Source organism: Rouxiella badensis (assembly GCF_026967515.2).
GTDB lineage: Bacteria > Pseudomonadota > Gammaproteobacteria > Enterobacterales > Enterobacteriaceae > Rouxiella > Rouxiella badensis.
Window position 1 is genome coordinate 4054797 of record NZ_CP114062.1, and the last position, 17056, is coordinate 4071852.

Sequence of the window (17056 nt, forward strand, 5' to 3'; positions counted from 1 at the left end):
GCAGGTTTGTGGACTGCGGCGTTTTCTCTTTATTTGATGATGAAACCCTATATCTCGACCTGAGTTCCGAGCTCAATCACGCGGTTAGGGGGGATTTCGAACTGGTCCGGTGCACGCAGGGCGTTACGGCTCAGGGCGATAAACAGTTTGCCGCGGAAGTAGAGATACCAGGGACGCTTGGTCAGAATCAGTGACTCATGCGACATGAAAAACGAGGTTTCCATCATGCGGCACGACAGGCCTTCGAGGCCACAGCGGTGGAACACTTCTTCAACGTTCGGGGTCTCTTTGAAGCCGTAGCTTGCCACCACGCGCCAGAAGGTCGGCGACATCTGCTCGATGGTCACGCGGCGAACGTTATGCACATAGGGCGCATCTTCAGTGCGCAGCGTCAGCAACACCACGCGCTCGTGCAACACTTTGTTATGCTTGAGGTTGTGCAACAGCGCAAAAGGAATGACGTTTATAGCGCGAGACATATAAACCGCAGTCCCCGGCACACGTACCGGCGGCGATTTCTCGAGTGAGGCTATCATCGCCTCGAGAGAGTTACCGTGCTCATGCATGCGGCGCATAAGGCGGAAACGCTCGCTCTTCCAGGTGGTCATCACCACAAACATCATCAGCGCCAGCACCAGCGGCAACCAACCACCGGAGAGGATCTTGGTAGCGTTGGCGGCGAACAGCGGCACGTCGATAAACAGAAGCACCACGGCCAGCACGGCCACGATGAAGCCTTTCCAATGCCAGTTTTTGTACGCCACGGTGCACGACAAGATAGTGGTCAGTACCATGGTTCCAGTTACCGCGATACCGTAGGCCGCGGCTAGATTACTCGAATGTTCGAAGCCGAGGATAACCACCACCACAGCGAAATAGAGCATCCAGTTGATGACCGGCACGTAAATCTGACCGGCTTCCATTTCGGAGGTGTGGATGATGCGCATCGGCGGCAGATAACCCAGGCGAACCGCCTGACGCGTCAGTGAGAACACGCCTGAGATAACGGCCTGCGAAGCGATGATGGTAGCCAAGGTCGCCAGGATAAGCATCGGCAGCAGCGCCCAGTCTGGCGCCAAAAGGAAGAACGGGTTTTTAATCGCTTCGGGATTCTTGAGCAATAGCGCGCCCTGACCGAAGTAATTCAATACCAGCGAAGGCAGAACGACGCTAAACCACGCCAGGCGAATCGGCATTTTTCCGAAGTGGCCCATATCGGCATACAGCGCTTCAACCCCGGTAATCGACAGTACCACCGCTCCCAGTGCCAGGAAGGCGAAAGACTTATGGTCCAGGAAGAAGTTGAACGCCCACACAGGATTGATGGCGCGCAGGACTTCAGGGTTATGAATGATGCTGTTAAGGCCGAGTACGGCCAGCACCATGAACCACAGCAGCATAACGGGCGCAAAAAGCTTGCCCACCAGTCCGGTACCGTGTTTTTGAATACAGAACAGCAGGGTCAGAACGGCGATAGACAGGGGAACGATATAGGCATCAAGATTGGGCGCGGCAATTTCGAGACCTTCCATCGCGGAAAGCACCGACATCGCAGGGGTAATCACCACCTCGCCGTAGAAGAAACTGCCGCCTATCAGGCCTAGAATAACCAGTATCGCCGTGGCTCGTGCCGAGGTATTTCTACCGGCCAAAGACATCAGGGTAAGGATACCGCCTTCACCGGCGTTGTCTGCACGTAAAACGAAAGAGAGATACTTGGCCGATACGACAATGACCAGCAGCCAGAAAATCAGGGAGAGGAAACCATAAACCACGCTGGGTTCGACACTAAATCCGTAGTGACCCGAAAAACACTCTCGCAGTGTATAAAGAGGGCTGGTACCTATGTCACCGTAAACCACACCGATAGCGGCCAAGGTTACTGCGGGGAGTGACCGTTTATGTTCTGTGCTCATAATTGGTTTCTTTTATGCTTTGTCATTTGGCTGACTTGAGTATTTGGCTAAAAATCCGTTGCCCAAAATTCGTAAGCTACGTGGGTTGGCAGTTCCTTTAAACCCACCAAAAGGCGCACAGTATGCACGAATAAATAAGATTGCCTACCCTTTAATACAAAGACAAGTGAACAATTCATCCGAGACGATCACATTTCAGCAAATAGAAAGATTTTAAGAATCAACAAGCTATATCGCCAAAAAAAATCATGGTTTATTATCGGCTTGCAGTCCACTATTCCATCACTTAAGTCACTATTTGGGGCAGTTCAAAACACATTATGGCGCAATCACCTCTCTTGGCAGAACGAATCACCCGACTGGCTAATGCGTTAGAAAACGGCCTTTACGAGCGGCAGGAAGCTATACGACTTTGCCTGCTGGCTGCGCTGTGTGGTGAAAGCGTATTTTTACTGGGTCCGCCCGGGATAGCAAAAAGCCTGATAGCTCGCCGCCTGAAATATGCGTTTCGTGACGCTCGCGCATTCGAATACCTGATGACCCGCTTTTCCACCCCTGAAGAGGTGTTCGGCCCGCTTTCCATCCAAGCATTAAAGGATGAAGGCCGCTACCTGCGCCTCACGCAGGGCTATCTACCCGAAGCAGAAATTGTGTTTCTCGACGAAATCTGGAAAGCCGGACCGGCTATCCTCAACACGCTGCTGACCGCCATCAATGAAAGGCGTTTTCGCAACGGCGATATAGAAGAAGCTATCCCGATGCGTTTGCTGATAAGCGCCTCCAACGAACTGCCTGAAGCGGATGGCGGTCTTGAGGCCTTGTATGACCGCATGCTCATCCGCCTGTGGCTCGACCGCGTTCAGGACAAACAGAACTTCCGTTCCTTGCTGACCAGCCGCCATTCTGAAAACACGCATCCCGTTGCCGAAGGTCTCAGCATCAGCAACGAAGAGTACCAACAATGGCAGCATGAGATTGAAAAAGTCAATTTGACTGAACACGGCTTTGAACTGATTTTCCAACTGCGTCAACGGCTCGGTGCACTCGATTCTGCCCCCTACGTTTCGGACCGTCGTTGGAAGAAAGCCCTGAGATTGCTACAGGCGTGCGCGTTTTTCAGCGGCAGGCAGTCGGTGTCGCCGGTAGACCTTATCTTGCTCAAAGATTGCCTGTGGCATGACATGAGTACTTATCATTTGTTACAAACGCAGATAGAACAAAGCATTACCGAACAGGCCTATCAGCAGCAAACCTTAAGTTTGAAAATTCAGCAACTCAATCAGCAGTGGAACCAGTATCAACAGCAGCAGAGCACGCGTCAGGCGCTAAAAGTCAGTAAAAAATCAGGTATGTTCAGCCGCAGGCCTCAGTATCAATTTCCTGAAGCGCTTTCCGCCACCAGCCTGACGCTGTTCCTGCAACAGCCGCTGCATCTGCATGATATTCAGGTGACCCACGTGCTGGTGGAGCGAGACATGATTGCTGAATGGCTTAATAAAGGAGGCCAATTAAAAGCCAAGCTCAACGGCATCGGTTTTGCTCAGGCAGTAGACGTAGAGGTTGATGAGAAGCTGCAGCTGGTGATTTTCGACAGGAGCCGCCAGGCAAGCTTCCTGACGCTGCCGGGCAACGAGCACATCAGCGTACCCCAAGAGATGAAGAATACGCTGTCGGCGATAGGCGAGATGCTGACTCAACAGCGCCAGCAGTTTAACCAGCATCATCCGTGCCTGTTTGTGCCGCTAGAATGGACGGCAAAAATCGAGGCCAGCCTGATTCGCGTCAACGAGCAACTGATGCAGCAGCAGCAGTTGTTTAGCAGAGGGTAAATATGTTTACTCTCGAAACGCTGGACGTGATGCTGGCTATCCAGGAAGCCGAGATAATAGATGAACTGATCATCGCGCTGCTGGCAACGCCTGAGCTGCAGATTTTCTTCGAGAAATTCCCGCGCCTCAAACGAGCGCTGACCAAAGATCTTCCCGAGTGGCGCTTTCGACTCCAGCAAAGGATCCACGAAACGGAAGTGCCTAACGATCTGGCGAAAGAGTTCTACCTTTATCAGCACTGTCAGCAGAGCAGCCAGTCCACCTTTCACACCGAGCTGGAAGAGACCGTAAGTCAGCTCGAGCAGCTCAATTCTCCCTTTGCCACCGAGGCGCGTTCGCTCGCAGGCAACGTGTCTTCCTCCGATAGCGTCAGCTTTCAAGGGCTGTTTATGCAGCGCTGGCGGCTGAATATCACCTTCCAGACCGTCACGCTGCATCATCACCTTCTGGAGCAGGAACAGGAACAGCTACAAAACGAACTCGAGCAGCGGCTGGAGCTCAGCGGCGAACTCTCCCCTTTATTAGCAGAAAACGACGCGGCGGCGGGGCGTCTTTGGGACATGAGTAAAGGAAGGCGCCAGCGCGGCGATTATCAGTCGCTGGTACGCTATGGCACCTTTTTGCAGCAGCAGCCGGAACTGCAACAGCTGGCCGAACAGCTGGGCCGCAGTCAGACCGCGAAAGCCAATCCCCATGAGGAAACGATCCTCGAGCCACATCGTTTAATGGTGCGCGAACCGGCGACGGTGCCGGAAGAGGTCAACGGCATTCATCAGAGCGACGACATTCTTCGCCTATTGCCGCCTGAATTGGCCACCCTCGGCATTCCCGAGCTTGAGATAGAGTTCTACCGCCGCCTGCTGGAGAAACGGCTGATGACCTATCGGCTGCAGGGCGACGTGTGGCGAGAGAAGGTGGTCATGAAGCCGGTGGTTTATCAACAGGTCGAACCCCAGCCGCGTGGGCCGTTTGTGGTCTGCGTCGATACCTCAGGGTCGATGGGTGGATTCAACGAGCAGTGCGCAAAAGCCTTCTGTCTGGCATTGCTGCGCATAGCGCTGGCCGATAACCGCCGCTGCTACATCATGTTATTCGCCAGCGAAGTTATCCACTATGAGCTGACCTCCTCCAGCGGACTCGATCAGGCGATGCGTTTCCTGGGGCAGCATTTCCGCGGCGGCACCGATCTTTCAGCCTGCCTGAGCGCAACGCTAGACAAACTGGCCACGCCGGAGTGGCACGATGCCGATGCGGTCATAATCTCTGACTTTATTGCCCAGCGTTTACCGGATGACATTCAGCAGCGGGTCAGGAAACAGCAAACCGACCATCGTCATCGTTTTCATGCGCTGGCGATGTCACACTATGGTAAACCGGCAATTATGCGTATCTTTGACCATATTTGGCGCTTTGATACTGGAATGAAAAGCCGTGTACAACGACGATGGAAGCGTCCTTAATTGAGAAACTAATCGATGTCCGAAACCTATCTGATAGACGCCCTAGACCGTGGGATACTCAACGCGTTGATGGAAAACGCCCGCATAGCCTATGCCGAACTGGCAAAATCGTTCAACGTCAGCCCCGGCACCATTCACGTTCGCGTCGAGAAGATGAAGCAGGCGGGGATCATCACGGGGACCCGCGTTAACGTCGATCCCAAGCGTCTGGGCTACGACGTATGTTGTTTTATCGGTATTATTCTTAAGAGCGCCAAAGACTATCCCTCGGCCCTCAAACGCCTGGAAAGCCTCGAAGAAGTGGTGGAAGCCTACTACACCACCGGCCATTACAGCATTTTCATCAAGGTCATGTGCCGATCGATAGATGCGCTGCAACAGGTACTTATCAACAAGATCCAGACGATTGAAGAGATTCAGTCAACCGAAACCTTAATCTCCTTACAGAACCCGATCATGCGTACGATCCAGCCCTGAGTAATAAATTTTAATACCTTATTATCCACAGGTAGATCCCAGCTGATTCACAGCGTACAATAGCCATTCTTTTTTCGGGTAAGAGCCTTATGTCTGACATCACCCTGATCAGTGGCAGTACGCTTGGCAGCGCTGAATATGTCGCTGAACATGTAGAAGAGAAGCTTAAAGAAGCGGGGTTTTCTACTGAACTGTTCCACGGACCTGAGCTGTATGAACTTCCAACCGAAGGTATTTGGCTGGTGGTCTGTTCAACGCACGGTGCCGGAGAGCTTCCTGACAATCTTCAGCCTCTTCTTGAGCAAATAGAAGAACAGCAGCCCGATCTTTCTAATGTCCGCTTTGGCGCGCTCGGTTTAGGCAGCAGTGAATATGACACTTTCTGTGGTGCTATCCGTACTCTGGATCAAAAACTGACGGCATTAGGTGCTCAAAGAATTGGCGATCGCCTTGAGATCGACGTCACTCAGCACGAAATTCCTGAAGATCCGGCTGAGGTTTGGGCACTAAATTGGATTAATTTGCTCAGATAAGTGTAAATTTTACGCGATCAGATGTGGATAACTAGGCTTTAAACCGGTGTGAAACCGGTAGTTATCCCTCTAACAACCCTAGACCGCTTTCGGTGCTGTGCATAACTTGCCATTTAGATCCCAGCTTATACTGGCTAGGATCACCGATCATTCACAGCATTAGATCCTCTATAGCATATTGATCTAAATAGACAATAATGACTTATACACAGAGGATCGCGATCCTAATAAGAGTTAGTAGTAAGAGATCTTTAAATAAAAAGATCTTCTTTTAATTAGTGACGATCCCCTGGGGCTTGTGGAACCTCTAAACTCGCGTAGAATCCGTTTTCCCAACGCAATACGATCGTTCGTTGAACTTCGAGGTGCAGTACCATGTTTTATCCGGATCAATTTGACGTCATCATCATCGGTGGCGGCCATGCAGGCACTGAAGCGGCCATGGCTTCAGCCAGAATGGGACGTCAAACTCTGTTATTGACCCATAATATCGACACGCTGGGACAGATGTCGTGTAACCCTGCCATTGGCGGGATCGGGAAAGGACATCTGGTTAAAGAAGTGGACGCACTCGGTGGTTTGATGGCAACGGCAATCGATCACGCAGGCATCCAGTTTAGGATACTAAACGCGAGCAAAGGACCCGCTGTTCGAGCCACTCGTGCTCAGGCAGACCGCGTACTTTACCGCCAAGCCGTGCGTACCGCGCTTGAAAACCAGCCTAATCTGATGATCTTCCAGCAGCCTGTTGAAGACCTGATCGTCGAAAACGATCGTGTGGTCGGCGCTGTGACCCAGATGGGCCTTAAATTCCGTGCCAAAGCCGTGGTGTTGACCGTGGGTACCTTCCTTGACGGGAAAATCCACATCGGTCTCGAAAACTACAGCGGTGGCCGTGCTGGCGATCCGCCGGCAATCTCACTTTCACAACGTCTGCGTGAACTGCCTTTGCGCGTTAATCGCCTGAAAACCGGGACTCCGCCGCGTATCGACGCGCGTACCATCGATTTCAGCGTACTTGGTCAGCAGCACGGCGACGACGTGGCACCGGTGTTCTCGTTCATGGGTAATGCGGCGCAACATCCACGCCAAATACCTTGCTATATCACGCACACTAACGAAAAAACGCATGACGTGATCCGCAATAATCTGGATCGCAGCCCGATGTATGCCGGGATCATCGAAGGGATCGGCCCACGCTATTGCCCATCTATCGAAGACAAAGTCATGCGCTTTGCAGATCGTAACGCACACCAGATCTTCCTTGAACCTGAAGGCCTGACCAGCAACGAAATTTATCCTAACGGTATCTCCACCAGCCTGCCGTTTGACGTTCAAATGCAGATCGTTCGTTCAATGCAGGGGATGGAAAACGCGGTTATCGTTCGACCTGGCTACGCCATCGAGTACGATTTCTTCGACCCGCGTGATTTGAAACCGACGCTGGAAAGCAAATTTATCCCAGGTCTGTTCTTTGCTGGACAAATCAACGGCACGACCGGTTACGAAGAAGCTGCGGCGCAGGGCCTGCTTGCGGGTCTCAATGCGGCACGCCACGCGACCGAACAGGAAGGTTGGGCACCACGTCGTGACCAGGCCTATCTGGGCGTGCTGGTCGACGACCTGTGCACGCTGGGTACCAAAGAACCGTACCGCATGTTTACCTCACGTGCCGAATACCGTCTGATGCTGCGCGAAGACAACGCCGACCTGCGCCTGACCGAAAAAGGCCGCGAACTGGGTCTGGTTGATGACGCACGTTGGGCACGCTTCAGCGAAAAACTCGAAATGATTGAGCTTGAGCGCCAACGCCTGCGCGGGATCTGGGTCAACCCAAATCACGCACAGGTTGCAGAGATCAACGCCAACCTGTCTGCGCCATTGTCCAAAGAAGCCAGCGCGGAAGAGCTGCTGCGTCGCCCAGAGATGACGTACGACCTGCTGACCCGTCTTGAAGCCTTTGCTCCAGCGGTAAGCGACCCTCAGGCAGCCGAACAGGTCGAGATTCAGGTCAAGTACGAAGGCTACATCGCGCGTCAGCAGGAAGAGATCGAAAAGCAACAGCGTAACGAAAACACGCTGCTGCCTGAAACACTGGATTATCGTCAGGTTAACGGCCTGTCGAACGAAGTTATTGCCAAGCTGAACGATCATCGCCCAACCTCGATCGGGCAGGCTACTCGCATTTCGGGTATTACCCCGGCTGCAATCTCGATACTTCTCGTTTGGCTGAAGAAACAGGGTCTGCTGCGTCGCAGCGCCTGATTTGGCCACGCCGCAGGTCCTGTCATAGCGACAGGGCCTGCGGGTTTTGATTTCGTCAAGGATAACCCATGCAAAAGAAATTGGACTCGCTGCTTGCCGCGGCAGGAATAGCGCTACCCGATCAACAAAAACATCAGCTGATTGGCTATGTCGAGTTACTGCATAAGTGGAACAAAGCCTACAATCTCACCTCGGTACGTGACCCGATGCAAATGCTGGTGCGTCATATCCTCGATAGCATCGTGGTGAACCCGCATCTGGAAGGCTCACGCTTCATCGACGTGGGAACCGGTCCAGGACTGCCAGGCATTCCGTTGGCGATTATCCGTCCAGACTCTCATTTCACATTGCTCGATAGCCTGGGAAAGCGCGTGCGCTTCCTGCGTCAGGTACAGCACGAGCTTGGCCTGAAAAACGTCGAGCCGGTGCAGAGCAGGGTGGAGGAGTTCATTCCTGAGCCTGCTTTTGACGGTGTCATCAGCCGTGCGTTTGCGTCGCTGCAGGACATGTTGTCCTGGTGCCATCATTTGCCGGTGAAAGGGGAGGGCCGTTTTTATGCGCTGAAGGGGCTGCGTCCTGATGACGAATTAGCCACGCTACCGCAGGGTATCCAGCTGCAAGAGATTATAAAACTGCGTGTGCCGGAATTGGATGGCGAAAGGCATCTGGTGATTTTGAAGGCAAACTAAGTTTGTTTTACGTCAATAAAATCTTCAAAAGTCAGATGTTTAATAAAGGTAAAAATAAGCAAGCTAAGTAGTTTGTACATTTATTCGCTTTTTACCTGTGTTTTACAGACTAGCATCAGCTGATTGACGTTTTAGCTTTAATCCAAGGCGAAATAATCACTTTTGAAATTGAATTTGTCTTAAGTGGTCAATATTCGAATTGTGATCAAATTGTTGTTATTTGTTGTGGGTATGTATAAAAAGCAAACTTTTAATTTAGATTTGATTTTTTATGAAAAGCTGAATCAATTAAGCTACTGTTTTTAATGATTTTTTAAAATATCTATTAGATAATAGCAATCCCAACGCGGCAGAGAAAATGGCGTGGAAAACGGTTTTTTGTGATCCCGCGCACGCTTCTTTGTCGGTTAATGGAATAACTCGACAGCCGATTTGTAGTTAATTAGCGCTATAGTTTCCTTATGAAAATAGCTCTAAAAAGGTCAATTTAAATAATTGTTCACCTTTTCGCTACTTATCCATTGAATTCGTTTGAGTGGCCCGTATAATTTGCACGTTTTTTGCTGCTTGACTCCTTTGGGTAAAGGCAGTGTTATACGGCATTCAGCATACCTCCAGTTAGGTACGAGAGAATAAACGTCATGTCTGTGTCTTACTCCTTATACGATAAGAACGGCGGGAAAGTAGCGAGAAAGCTGTTAATACTGCAGCTATTGACGTTTGTCCTTCTCAGTGCAGCGTTGGGTTTTAAAAGCCTGTCGTGGTCGACTTCTGCTCTTATGGGGGGAATGGCCGCCTGGTTACCTAATGCACTGTTTATGCTGTATGCGTGGCGCCAACAGGCGCAAACAACGGTCTCTGGACGAGTTGCCTGGTCTTTTGCCATTGGAGAAGCGCTGAAAGTTGTGGTTACCATAACTTTGCTGGTTATCGCGCTGGGCCTGTTCAAGGCTGCTTTTGCTCCGTTGGGTTTGGCCTATTTATCTGTGCTAATCACGCAGATAGTAGCTCCGGCCGTAATTAATCGGTCGTAACCGTAGATAACCGTACTTAACTACTAAAGGGTAAGAGGCATCATGTCTGCATCAGGAGAAATCTCTACTCCACAAGAGTATATCGGTCACCATCTGACACAGCTTCAGGTTGGGACGGGATTCTGGTCGATTAACATCGATTCGATGTTTTTCTCCGTGGTCCTCGGGGTACTCTTTTTGGTTATTTTCCATCGCGTCGCCAAAAACGCCACCAGTGGTGTTCCCGGTAAACTGCAAACGGCTGTAGAGCTGGTTGTTGGTTTCGTCGACGGCAGCGTGCGTGACATGTATCACGGCAAAAGCAAAGTGATCGCGCCTCTCGCACTGACTGTGTTCGTCTGGGTGTTCTTGATGAACCTGATGGATTTGCTGCCTATCGACTTGCTGCCATACATTGGCGAGCATGTTCTCGGTTTGCCAGCTCTGCGAGTTGTGCCTACCGCCGACGTAAACATTACGTTGTCGATGGCTCTTGGCGTATTCATTTTGATTCTTTTCTATAGCATTAAGATGAAAGGCGTTGGCGGTTTCGTTAAGGAACTGACAATGCAACCCTTCAATCATCCGGTTTTCATTCCGATTAACCTGATTCTTGAGGGCGTCAGCCTGCTGTCCAAACCAGTTTCACTGGGTCTGCGACTGTTTGGCAATATGTATGCGGGTGAGTTGATCTTCATCCTTATTGCTGGCCTGCTGCCGTGGTGGTCACAGTGGATTCTAAGTGTGCCTTGGGCCATTTTCCACATCCTGATCATTACACTGCAAGCCTTTATCTTCATGGTTCTGACGATTGTCTATCTGTCGATGGCATCTGAAAAACACTGATTTTTCTTTCAACAATACTGCGTTTTAACTGAAACAAACTGGAGACTGTCATGGAAAACCTGAGTATGGATCTGCTGTACATGGCTGCCGCTGTGATGATGGGCCTGGCGGCAATCGGTGCTGCGATCGGTATCGGCATCCTGGGTGGTAAATTCTTGGAAGGCGCTGCTCGTCAGCCTGACCTGATTCCTCTGCTGCGTACACAGTTCTTTATCGTTATGGGTCTGGTCGACGCCATCCCGATGATCGCTGTTGGTCTGGGTCTGTACGTGATGTTTGCTGTCGCCTAACACAGAGTTCGCTCTGAGTTAAACGACTGACATCAACTAATTCACTTTGAAAGAGGCATTGTGCTGTGAATCTTAACGCAACAATCCTCGGCCAGGCTATCGCGTTCGTCCTGTTTGTCTGGTTCTGCATGAAGTACGTATGGCCGCCAATTATGGCTGCCATCGAAAAGCGTCAGAAAGAAATTGCTGACGGTTTATCTTCCGCAGAACAAGCCAAAAAAGAGCTGGATTTAGCGCAAGCCGATGCGACCGACCAACTGATTAAAGCCAAAGCGGAAGCCCAGGTGATCATTGAGCAAGCCAACAAGCGCAGAACTCAGATCATCGACGAAGCTAAAACTGAAGCTGAGCAGGAACGTAACAGAATCGTGACGCAAGCGAAGGCAGAGATCGACGCAGAACGTCAACGTGCTCGTGAAGAGTTACGTAAACAAGTCGGTATTTTGGCCATTGCTGGCGCCGAGAAAATCATCGAACGTTCCGTGGATGAAGCTGCTAACAGCGACATCGTTGATAAACTGGTCGCTGAACTGTAAGGAGGGAGGGGCTGATGTCACAATTTACTACGGTAGCTCGCCCCTACGCCAAAGCAGCTTTTGACTTTGCCGTTGAGCACCAAAGCTTGGATCGCTGGCAGTCAATGCTCGCGTTCACGGCTGAAGTCACACGCGATAAACAGATTGCAGAATTGCTTACCGGTGCATTAGCGCCTGAAGCTCTTTCTAAAACGTTTATCGGCGTATGTGGTGAACAACTCGACGAAGCGGGTCAGAACCTGATTAAGGTTATGGCTGACAACAAACGTTTACGCGTTCTTCCTGAAGTGCTGGAACAGTTCATCGAACTGCGTGCAGCACTGGAGTCGACCGTTGAAGTAGAAGTCACTTCTGCCAACGTTCTGTCTGAAGAACAGCAGGCGAAAATCGCTGCTGCGATGGAAAAACGTTTGTCTCGCAAAGTTAAGCTGAATTGCAAAATTGACAAGTCTGTTCTTGCCGGGATCGTAATCCGTGCAGGTGATATGGTGATTGATGGCAGCGTTCGCAGTCGTCTTGAACGCCTGGCAGACGTCTTGCAGTCTTAAGGGGACTGGAGCATGCAACTGAATTCCACCGAAATCAGCGAACTGATCAAGCAGCGCATTGCTCAGTTCAATGTGGTGAGCGAAGCTCACAATGAAGGTACTATCGTTTCCGTCTCTGACGGGATCATCCGCGTGAACGGCCTGGCCGAAGTCATGCAAGGCGAAATGATTGCGCTGCCGGGTAACCGCTACGCTATCGCCCTGAACCTGGAGCGCGACTCCGTAGGTGCCGTTGTAATGGGCCCTTACGCTGACCTCGCCGAAGGCATGAAAGTAAAATGTACGGGTCGTATCCTGGAAGTTCCAGTTGGCCGTGGCCTGCTGGGCCGTGTGGTTAACACCCTGGGTGCCCCAATTGATGGTAAAGGTCCGGTTGATAACGACGGTTTCTCTCCTGTAGAAGCTATCGCACCGGGCGTTATCGATCGTCAATCCGTTGACGAACCTGTTCAGACTGGCTACAAGTCAGTAGATGCCATGATCCCAATCGGTCGTGGCCAGCGTGAACTGGTAATCGGTGACCGTCAAACCGGTAAAACCGCTCTGGCAATTGATGCCATCATCAACCAGCGCGATTCCGGTATTAAATGTATTTACGTCGCTATCGGTCAGAAAGCTTCCACCGTTTCCAACGTGGTTCGCAAACTGGAAGAGCACGGCGCACTGGCTAACACCATCGTTGTTGTTGCAACTGCATCTGAATCAGCTGCGCTGCAATACCTGGCACCATACTCTGGTTGCGCGATGGGTGAATACTTCCGTGACCGCGGTGAAGATGCACTGATCGTATACGATGACCTGTCTAAACAGGCTGTTGCTTACCGTCAGATCTCCCTGCTGTTGCGTCGTCCGCCAGGCCGTGAAGCGTACCCAGGTGACGTGTTCTACCTCCACTCCCGTTTGCTGGAGCGTGCATCTCGCGTTAGCGCAGATTACGTTGAAGCATTCACCAAAGGTGAAGTGAAAGGTAAAACCGGCTCTCTGACTGCACTGCCGATTATCGAGACTCAAGCTGGCGACGTTTCCGCGTTCGTTCCGACCAACGTAATTTCTATTACCGATGGTCAGATCTTCCTGGAATCAAGCCTGTTCAACTCCGGTATTCGTCCAGCCGTCAACCCGGGTATCTCCGTATCCCGTGTTGGTGGTGCTGCTCAGACCAAGATCATGAAAAAACTGTCCGGTGGTATCCGTACCGCTCTGGCACAGTATCGTGAACTGGCTGCGTTCTCTCAGTTTGCATCCGACCTGGATGAAGCTACACGTAAACAGCTGAACCACGGTCAGAAAGTGACCGAACTGCTGAAACAGAAACAGTACGCGCCAATGTCTATCGTTGCGCAGTCTCTGATTCTGTTCGCTGCAGAACGTGGTTTCCTGGAAGACGTTGAGCTGTCCAAAGTGGGTAGCTTCGAAGCTGCGCTGTTGGCTTACGCTGACCGCGAGCACGGCGAGCTGATGCAACAAATCAACCAAACTGGTGCGTACGACAAGGAAATCGAGGGTAAATTCCAATCTATCCTCGAAACCTTCAAAGCAACCCAGTCCTGGTAATACTGAACTGTCCTACTGCTAACGCGGTAGGACAGTTAGTAATGAGGAGAAGCAGAGATGGCCGGCGGAAAAGAGATACGTAGTAAGATCGGTAGCGTACAAAATACGCAAAAGATCACTAAAGCGATGGAAATGGTCGCCGCCTCCAAAATGCGTAAAACGCAGGAACGCATGGCGGCCAGCCGTCCTTATGCAGATACCATTCGTAAAGTGATAGGTCACCTTGCGTTAGGCAATCTGGAATATAAGCACCCATACCTGGACGAGCGTAAAATTAAGCGCGTTGGGTATTTGGTCGTGTCTACCGATCGCGGTCTCTGTGGTGGTTTGAACACTAACCTGTTCAAGAAACTGCTGACAGAGATGAAAGGTTTGAGCGAGCAAGGCGTCGAGGTTGACTTGGCCCTGATCGGTTCAAAAGCCGCATCTTTCTTCGGTTCCGTGGGTGGCAACGTGGTTGCCCAAGTAACTGGCATGGGGGATAACCCTTCCCTGTCAGAACTGATCGGTCCGGTAGCAGTGATGCTGCAAGCCTACGATGAAGGTCGTTTAGACAAGCTGTGCATTGTTAGCAACAAATTCGTCAATACCATGTCTCAGGAACCAAGAATCGTGCAACTGCTGCCACTTCCGCCTGCGGAAGAAACCGGCGAGTTGGCGAAGAAGTCCTGGGATTACCTGTATGAGCCAGACCCTAAAGCGCTGTTGGATACCCTTCTGCGTCGCTATGTAGAGTCTCAGGTTTATCAGGGCGTCGTAGAAAACCTGGCCAGCGAACAGGCCGCGCGAATGGTAGCGATGAAAGCCGCCACCGATAACGGCGGCAGCCTGATCAAAGAGCTGCAGTTGGTATACAACAAAGCTCGTCAGGCCAGCATCACTCAGGAACTCACCGAGATCGTCGGGGGAGCCTCCGCGGTTTAAGCTAGGTTTACGAATTACGTAGAGGATTCAAGATGGCTACTGGAAAGATTATCCAGGTAATCGGCGCCGTGGTGGACGTCGAGTTCCCTCAGGATGCAGTACCGAAAGTGTACACTGCTCTTGAGGTAGAAAACGGTACCTCCAAGCTGGTGCTTGAAGTTCAGCAACAGATCGGCGGTGGCGTTGTTCGCTGTATCGCAATGGGTACCTCAGACGGCCTGCGTCGCGGTCTGAAAGTGAACAACCTGCAACACCCAATCGAAGTACCAGTAGGTACTGCGACTCTGGGTCGCATCATGAACGTATTGGGTGAACCAATCGACATGAAAGGTGAAATCGGCGAAGAAGAACGCCGTGGTATTCACCGTGCTGCTCCTTCTTACGAAGAGCTGGCAAACTCCCAGGAACTGCTGGAAACCGGTATCAAGGTAATGGACCTGATGTGTCCGTTCGCCAAGGGCGGTAAAGTCGGCCTGTTCGGTGGTGCTGGTGTAGGTAAAACTGTAAACATGATGGAGCTTATCCGTAACATCGCGGCTGAGCACTCAGGTTTCTCTGTGTTTGCAGGCGTGGGTGAACGTACTCGTGAGGGTAACGACTTCTACCACGAGATGACTGACTCCAACGTTATCGACAAAGTTGCACTGGTTTACGGTCAGATGAACGAGCCACCGGGTAACCGTCTGCGCGTAGCACTGACTGGCCTGACCATGGCGGAAAAATTCCGTGATGAAGGTCGTGACGTTCTGCTGTTCATCGATAACATCTACCGTTACACCTTGGCCGGTACCGAAGTGTCTGCACTTCTGGGCCGTATGCCATCAGCGGTAGGTTATCAGCCAACGCTGGCGGAAGAGATGGGTGCTCTGCAAGAGCGTATCACCTCTACCAAAGACGGTTCAATCACCTCTGTTCAGGCCGTTTACGTTCCTGCGGATGACTTGACTGACCCATCTCCAGCCACCACCTTCGCCCACTTGGATGCGACCGTGGTACTGAGCCGTCAGATAGCCTCTCTGGGTATCTACCCAGCGGTAGATCCGCTTGACTCAACCAGCCGTCAGCTTGATCCGCTGGTCGTAGGTCAAGAGCACTATGACGTGGCGCGTGGCGTGCAGTCTATTCTGCAACGTTACCAGGAGCTGAAAGATATCATCGCGATTCTGGGTATGGACGAGCTGTCTGAAGAAGACAAGCTGGTTGTATCTCGCGCGCGTAAAATCCAGCGCTTCCTGTCACAGCCATTCTTCGTTGCTGAAGTATTTACCGGCGCTCCAGGCAAATTCGTACCGCTGAAAGACACCATTCGTGGTTTCAAAGGCATTATCGAAGGCGACTACGACCACCTGCCAGAACAAGCGTTCTACATGGTTGGCGCAATCGAAGAAGCCGTGGAAAAAGCCAAAAAACTGTAATGTTCTCCCTTAGGGGATAACGATCGTTACAGTATTAAGAGAGGAAGGTGACATGGCTGAAAAAACTTACCATCTGGATGTTGTCAGCGCGGAAAAGAGAATGTTCTCTGGCCTGGTGCAGAAAATCCAGGTGACGGGTAGCGAAGGTGAGCTGGGTATTTTCCCTGGCCACGCCCCGCTGCTCACCGCCATCAAGCCTGGCATGGTGCGCATTGTTAAAGAACACGGCGAAGAAGAGTATATCTATCTCTCCGGAGGCATCCTTGAGGTGCAACCGAACGCGTCGACCGTGTTGGCTGACACTGCAATCCGTGGGGTAGACCTCGACGAAGCGCGCGCGCTTGAAGCTAAGCGCAAAGCGGAAGAACACATCAACGGTTCTCACGGCGACGTCGACTATGCTCAGGCGTCGGCAGAACTGGCTAAAGCGATCGCGAAACTTCGCGTTATCGAACTGACCAGGAAAGCGGGTTACTGATCGGCGAACGCCGCATTAGTCACAAAAGCACTGCCAATTGAAAAGCGACCTTCGGGTCGCTTTTTTTTTACCTTTAAAAAAGCCCATTTTTCGGCATCTTCTTCATTCAATTCATGCCGTTTCAATGGAATACTGTCTACTAATGATGACAGTTTTGAGGCGTTTCTTTTCGCGTCGCTTACAGAGTGTTCAACCCTTGCCCCGTGCGGCTTGTGGGTAGTTTTTATTGAAAAATATGTAGTAATCTGACCGGCTAACGGGTTACTTTTATCAATCAAACTGG

At 51.3% G+C, this 17056-nt stretch carries 17 protein-coding genes; 15 read left to right on the forward strand and 2 right to left on the reverse strand.

The features are described 5' to 3' along the window. Nucleotides 1-47: 47 nt before the first annotated feature. Nucleotides 48-1916 carry a low affinity potassium transporter Kup gene (gene kup / locus O1V65_RS18710; RefSeq protein ID WP_017490446.1) on the reverse strand — a complete coding sequence of 623 codons (1869 nt, stop codon included), beginning with the start codon at nucleotides 1914-1916 and terminating at the stop codon, nucleotides 48-50. 320 nt (nucleotides 1917-2236) lie between these two features. On the opposite strand from kup, the gene ravA reads away from it, so the two are divergent. The 15 genes from ravA (at nucleotide 2237) to O1V65_RS18785 (ending at nucleotide 16773) form a co-directional block, all read left to right on the forward strand. Beyond that, a complete protein-coding gene (ravA, locus tag O1V65_RS18715) occupies nucleotides 2237-3745 on the forward strand; it encodes an ATPase RavA (RefSeq protein WP_269129934.1) in 1509 nt (502 codons plus the stop codon). Between the two features lie 2 nt (nucleotides 3746-3747). Continuing rightward, nucleotides 3748-5205 carry an ATPase RavA stimulator ViaA gene (gene viaA / locus O1V65_RS18720; RefSeq protein ID WP_084913167.1) on the forward strand — a complete coding sequence of 486 codons (1458 nt, stop codon included), beginning with the start codon at nucleotides 3748-3750 and terminating at the stop codon, nucleotides 5203-5205. 15 nt (nucleotides 5206-5220) lie between these two features. Beyond that, nucleotides 5221-5682 carry a transcriptional regulator AsnC gene (gene asnC, locus O1V65_RS18725; protein ID WP_084913168.1) on the forward strand — a complete coding sequence of 154 codons (462 nt, stop codon included), beginning with the start codon at nucleotides 5221-5223 and terminating at the stop codon, nucleotides 5680-5682. A gap of 89 nt (nucleotides 5683-5771) precedes the next feature. After that, the gene (mioC, locus tag O1V65_RS18730; protein WP_017490442.1) at nucleotides 5772-6215 is read left to right on the forward strand and encodes an FMN-binding protein MioC; all 444 of its coding nucleotides are present in this window, start codon (nucleotides 5772-5774) and stop codon (nucleotides 6213-6215) included. A gap of 375 nt (nucleotides 6216-6590) precedes the next feature. After that, nucleotides 6591-8480 (forward strand): tRNA uridine-5-carboxymethylaminomethyl(34) synthesis enzyme MnmG, encoded by a 1890-nt coding sequence (gene mnmG / locus O1V65_RS18735; protein ID WP_017490441.1) that lies wholly within the window; start codon nucleotides 6591-6593, stop codon nucleotides 8478-8480. A gap of 68 nt (nucleotides 8481-8548) precedes the next feature. Further along, nucleotides 8549-9169, forward strand: a complete 621-nt coding sequence (gene rsmG / locus O1V65_RS18740) for a 16S rRNA (guanine(527)-N(7))-methyltransferase RsmG (protein WP_017490440.1) — start codon at nucleotides 8549-8551, stop codon at nucleotides 9167-9169. Nucleotides 9170-9810: 641 nt separating this feature from the next. Continuing rightward, a complete protein-coding gene (gene atpI / locus O1V65_RS18745; RefSeq protein ID WP_017490438.1) occupies nucleotides 9811-10203 on the forward strand; it encodes a F0F1 ATP synthase subunit I in 393 nt (130 codons plus the stop codon). Between the two features lie 42 nt (nucleotides 10204-10245). After that, complete coding sequence (gene atpB / locus O1V65_RS18750; protein ID WP_017490437.1) at nucleotides 10246-11028, forward strand: F0F1 ATP synthase subunit A; 783 nt, start codon at nucleotides 10246-10248, stop codon at nucleotides 11026-11028. Between the two features lie 50 nt (nucleotides 11029-11078). Further along, complete coding sequence (atpE, locus tag O1V65_RS18755) at nucleotides 11079-11318, forward strand: F0F1 ATP synthase subunit C (RefSeq protein ID WP_004093904.1); 240 nt, start codon at nucleotides 11079-11081, stop codon at nucleotides 11316-11318. A gap of 65 nt (nucleotides 11319-11383) precedes the next feature. After that, nucleotides 11384-11854 (forward strand): F0F1 ATP synthase subunit B, encoded by a 471-nt coding sequence (atpF, locus tag O1V65_RS18760; RefSeq protein ID WP_017490436.1) that lies wholly within the window; start codon nucleotides 11384-11386, stop codon nucleotides 11852-11854. A gap of 14 nt (nucleotides 11855-11868) precedes the next feature. After that, on the forward strand, nucleotides 11869-12402 hold the full coding sequence (gene atpH, locus O1V65_RS18765; protein WP_017490435.1) for a F0F1 ATP synthase subunit delta: 534 nt from the start codon (nucleotides 11869-11871) through the stop codon (nucleotides 12400-12402). A 12-nt stretch (nucleotides 12403-12414) separates the two neighbouring features. Next, a complete protein-coding gene (gene atpA, locus O1V65_RS18770; protein WP_017490434.1) occupies nucleotides 12415-13956 on the forward strand; it encodes a F0F1 ATP synthase subunit alpha in 1542 nt (513 codons plus the stop codon). A 57-nt stretch (nucleotides 13957-14013) separates the two neighbouring features. Continuing rightward, entirely contained in the window at nucleotides 14014-14880 is an 867-nt protein-coding gene (gene atpG / locus O1V65_RS18775; protein ID WP_017490433.1) for a F0F1 ATP synthase subunit gamma, read from the forward strand. A gap of 32 nt (nucleotides 14881-14912) precedes the next feature. Beyond that, nucleotides 14913-16295, forward strand: a complete 1383-nt coding sequence (gene atpD / locus O1V65_RS18780) for a F0F1 ATP synthase subunit beta (protein ID WP_017490432.1) — start codon at nucleotides 14913-14915, stop codon at nucleotides 16293-16295. Nucleotides 16296-16347: 52 nt separating this feature from the next. Next, nucleotides 16348-16773 (forward strand): F0F1 ATP synthase subunit epsilon, encoded by a 426-nt coding sequence (locus tag O1V65_RS18785; protein WP_017490431.1) that lies wholly within the window; start codon nucleotides 16348-16350, stop codon nucleotides 16771-16773. Here O1V65_RS18785 and O1V65_RS18790 read toward each other — a convergent pair. After that, nucleotides 16767-17051 carry a hypothetical protein gene (locus tag O1V65_RS18790; protein WP_139802846.1) on the reverse strand — a complete coding sequence of 95 codons (285 nt, stop codon included), beginning with the start codon at nucleotides 17049-17051 and terminating at the stop codon, nucleotides 16767-16769. The genes O1V65_RS18785 and O1V65_RS18790 overlap by 7 nt on opposite strands. Nucleotides 17052-17056 lie beyond the last annotated feature (5 nt).

Excerpts from the sequence above, each read along its gene's own strand:
- kup (WP_017490446.1), bottom strand. The coding sequence starts at position 1,916 with ATGAGCACAGAACATAAACGGTCACTCCCCGCAGTAACCTTGGCCGCT.
- ravA (WP_269129934.1), top strand. The coding sequence starts at position 2,237 with ATGGCGCAATCACCTCTCTTGGCAGAACGAATCACCCGACTGGCTAAT.
- viaA (WP_084913167.1), top strand. The coding sequence starts at position 3,748 with ATGTTTACTCTCGAAACGCTGGACGTGATGCTGGCTATCCAGGAAGCC.
- asnC (WP_084913168.1), top strand. The coding sequence starts at position 5,221 with ATGTCCGAAACCTATCTGATAGACGCCCTAGACCGTGGGATACTCAAC.
- mioC (WP_017490442.1), top strand. The coding sequence starts at position 5,772 with ATGTCTGACATCACCCTGATCAGTGGCAGTACGCTTGGCAGCGCTGAA.
- mnmG (WP_017490441.1), top strand. The coding sequence starts at position 6,591 with ATGTTTTATCCGGATCAATTTGACGTCATCATCATCGGTGGCGGCCAT.
- rsmG (WP_017490440.1), top strand. The coding sequence starts at position 8,549 with ATGCAAAAGAAATTGGACTCGCTGCTTGCCGCGGCAGGAATAGCGCTA.
- atpI (WP_017490438.1), top strand. The coding sequence starts at position 9,811 with ATGTCTGTGTCTTACTCCTTATACGATAAGAACGGCGGGAAAGTAGCG.
- atpB (WP_017490437.1), top strand. The coding sequence starts at position 10,246 with ATGTCTGCATCAGGAGAAATCTCTACTCCACAAGAGTATATCGGTCAC.
- atpE (WP_004093904.1), top strand. The coding sequence starts at position 11,079 with ATGGAAAACCTGAGTATGGATCTGCTGTACATGGCTGCCGCTGTGATG.
- atpH (WP_017490435.1), top strand. The coding sequence starts at position 11,869 with ATGTCACAATTTACTACGGTAGCTCGCCCCTACGCCAAAGCAGCTTTT.
- atpA (WP_017490434.1), top strand. The coding sequence starts at position 12,415 with ATGCAACTGAATTCCACCGAAATCAGCGAACTGATCAAGCAGCGCATT.
- atpG (WP_017490433.1), top strand. The coding sequence starts at position 14,014 with ATGGCCGGCGGAAAAGAGATACGTAGTAAGATCGGTAGCGTACAAAAT.
- atpD (WP_017490432.1), top strand. The coding sequence starts at position 14,913 with ATGGCTACTGGAAAGATTATCCAGGTAATCGGCGCCGTGGTGGACGTC.
- O1V65_RS18785 (WP_017490431.1), top strand. The coding sequence starts at position 16,348 with ATGGCTGAAAAAACTTACCATCTGGATGTTGTCAGCGCGGAAAAGAGA.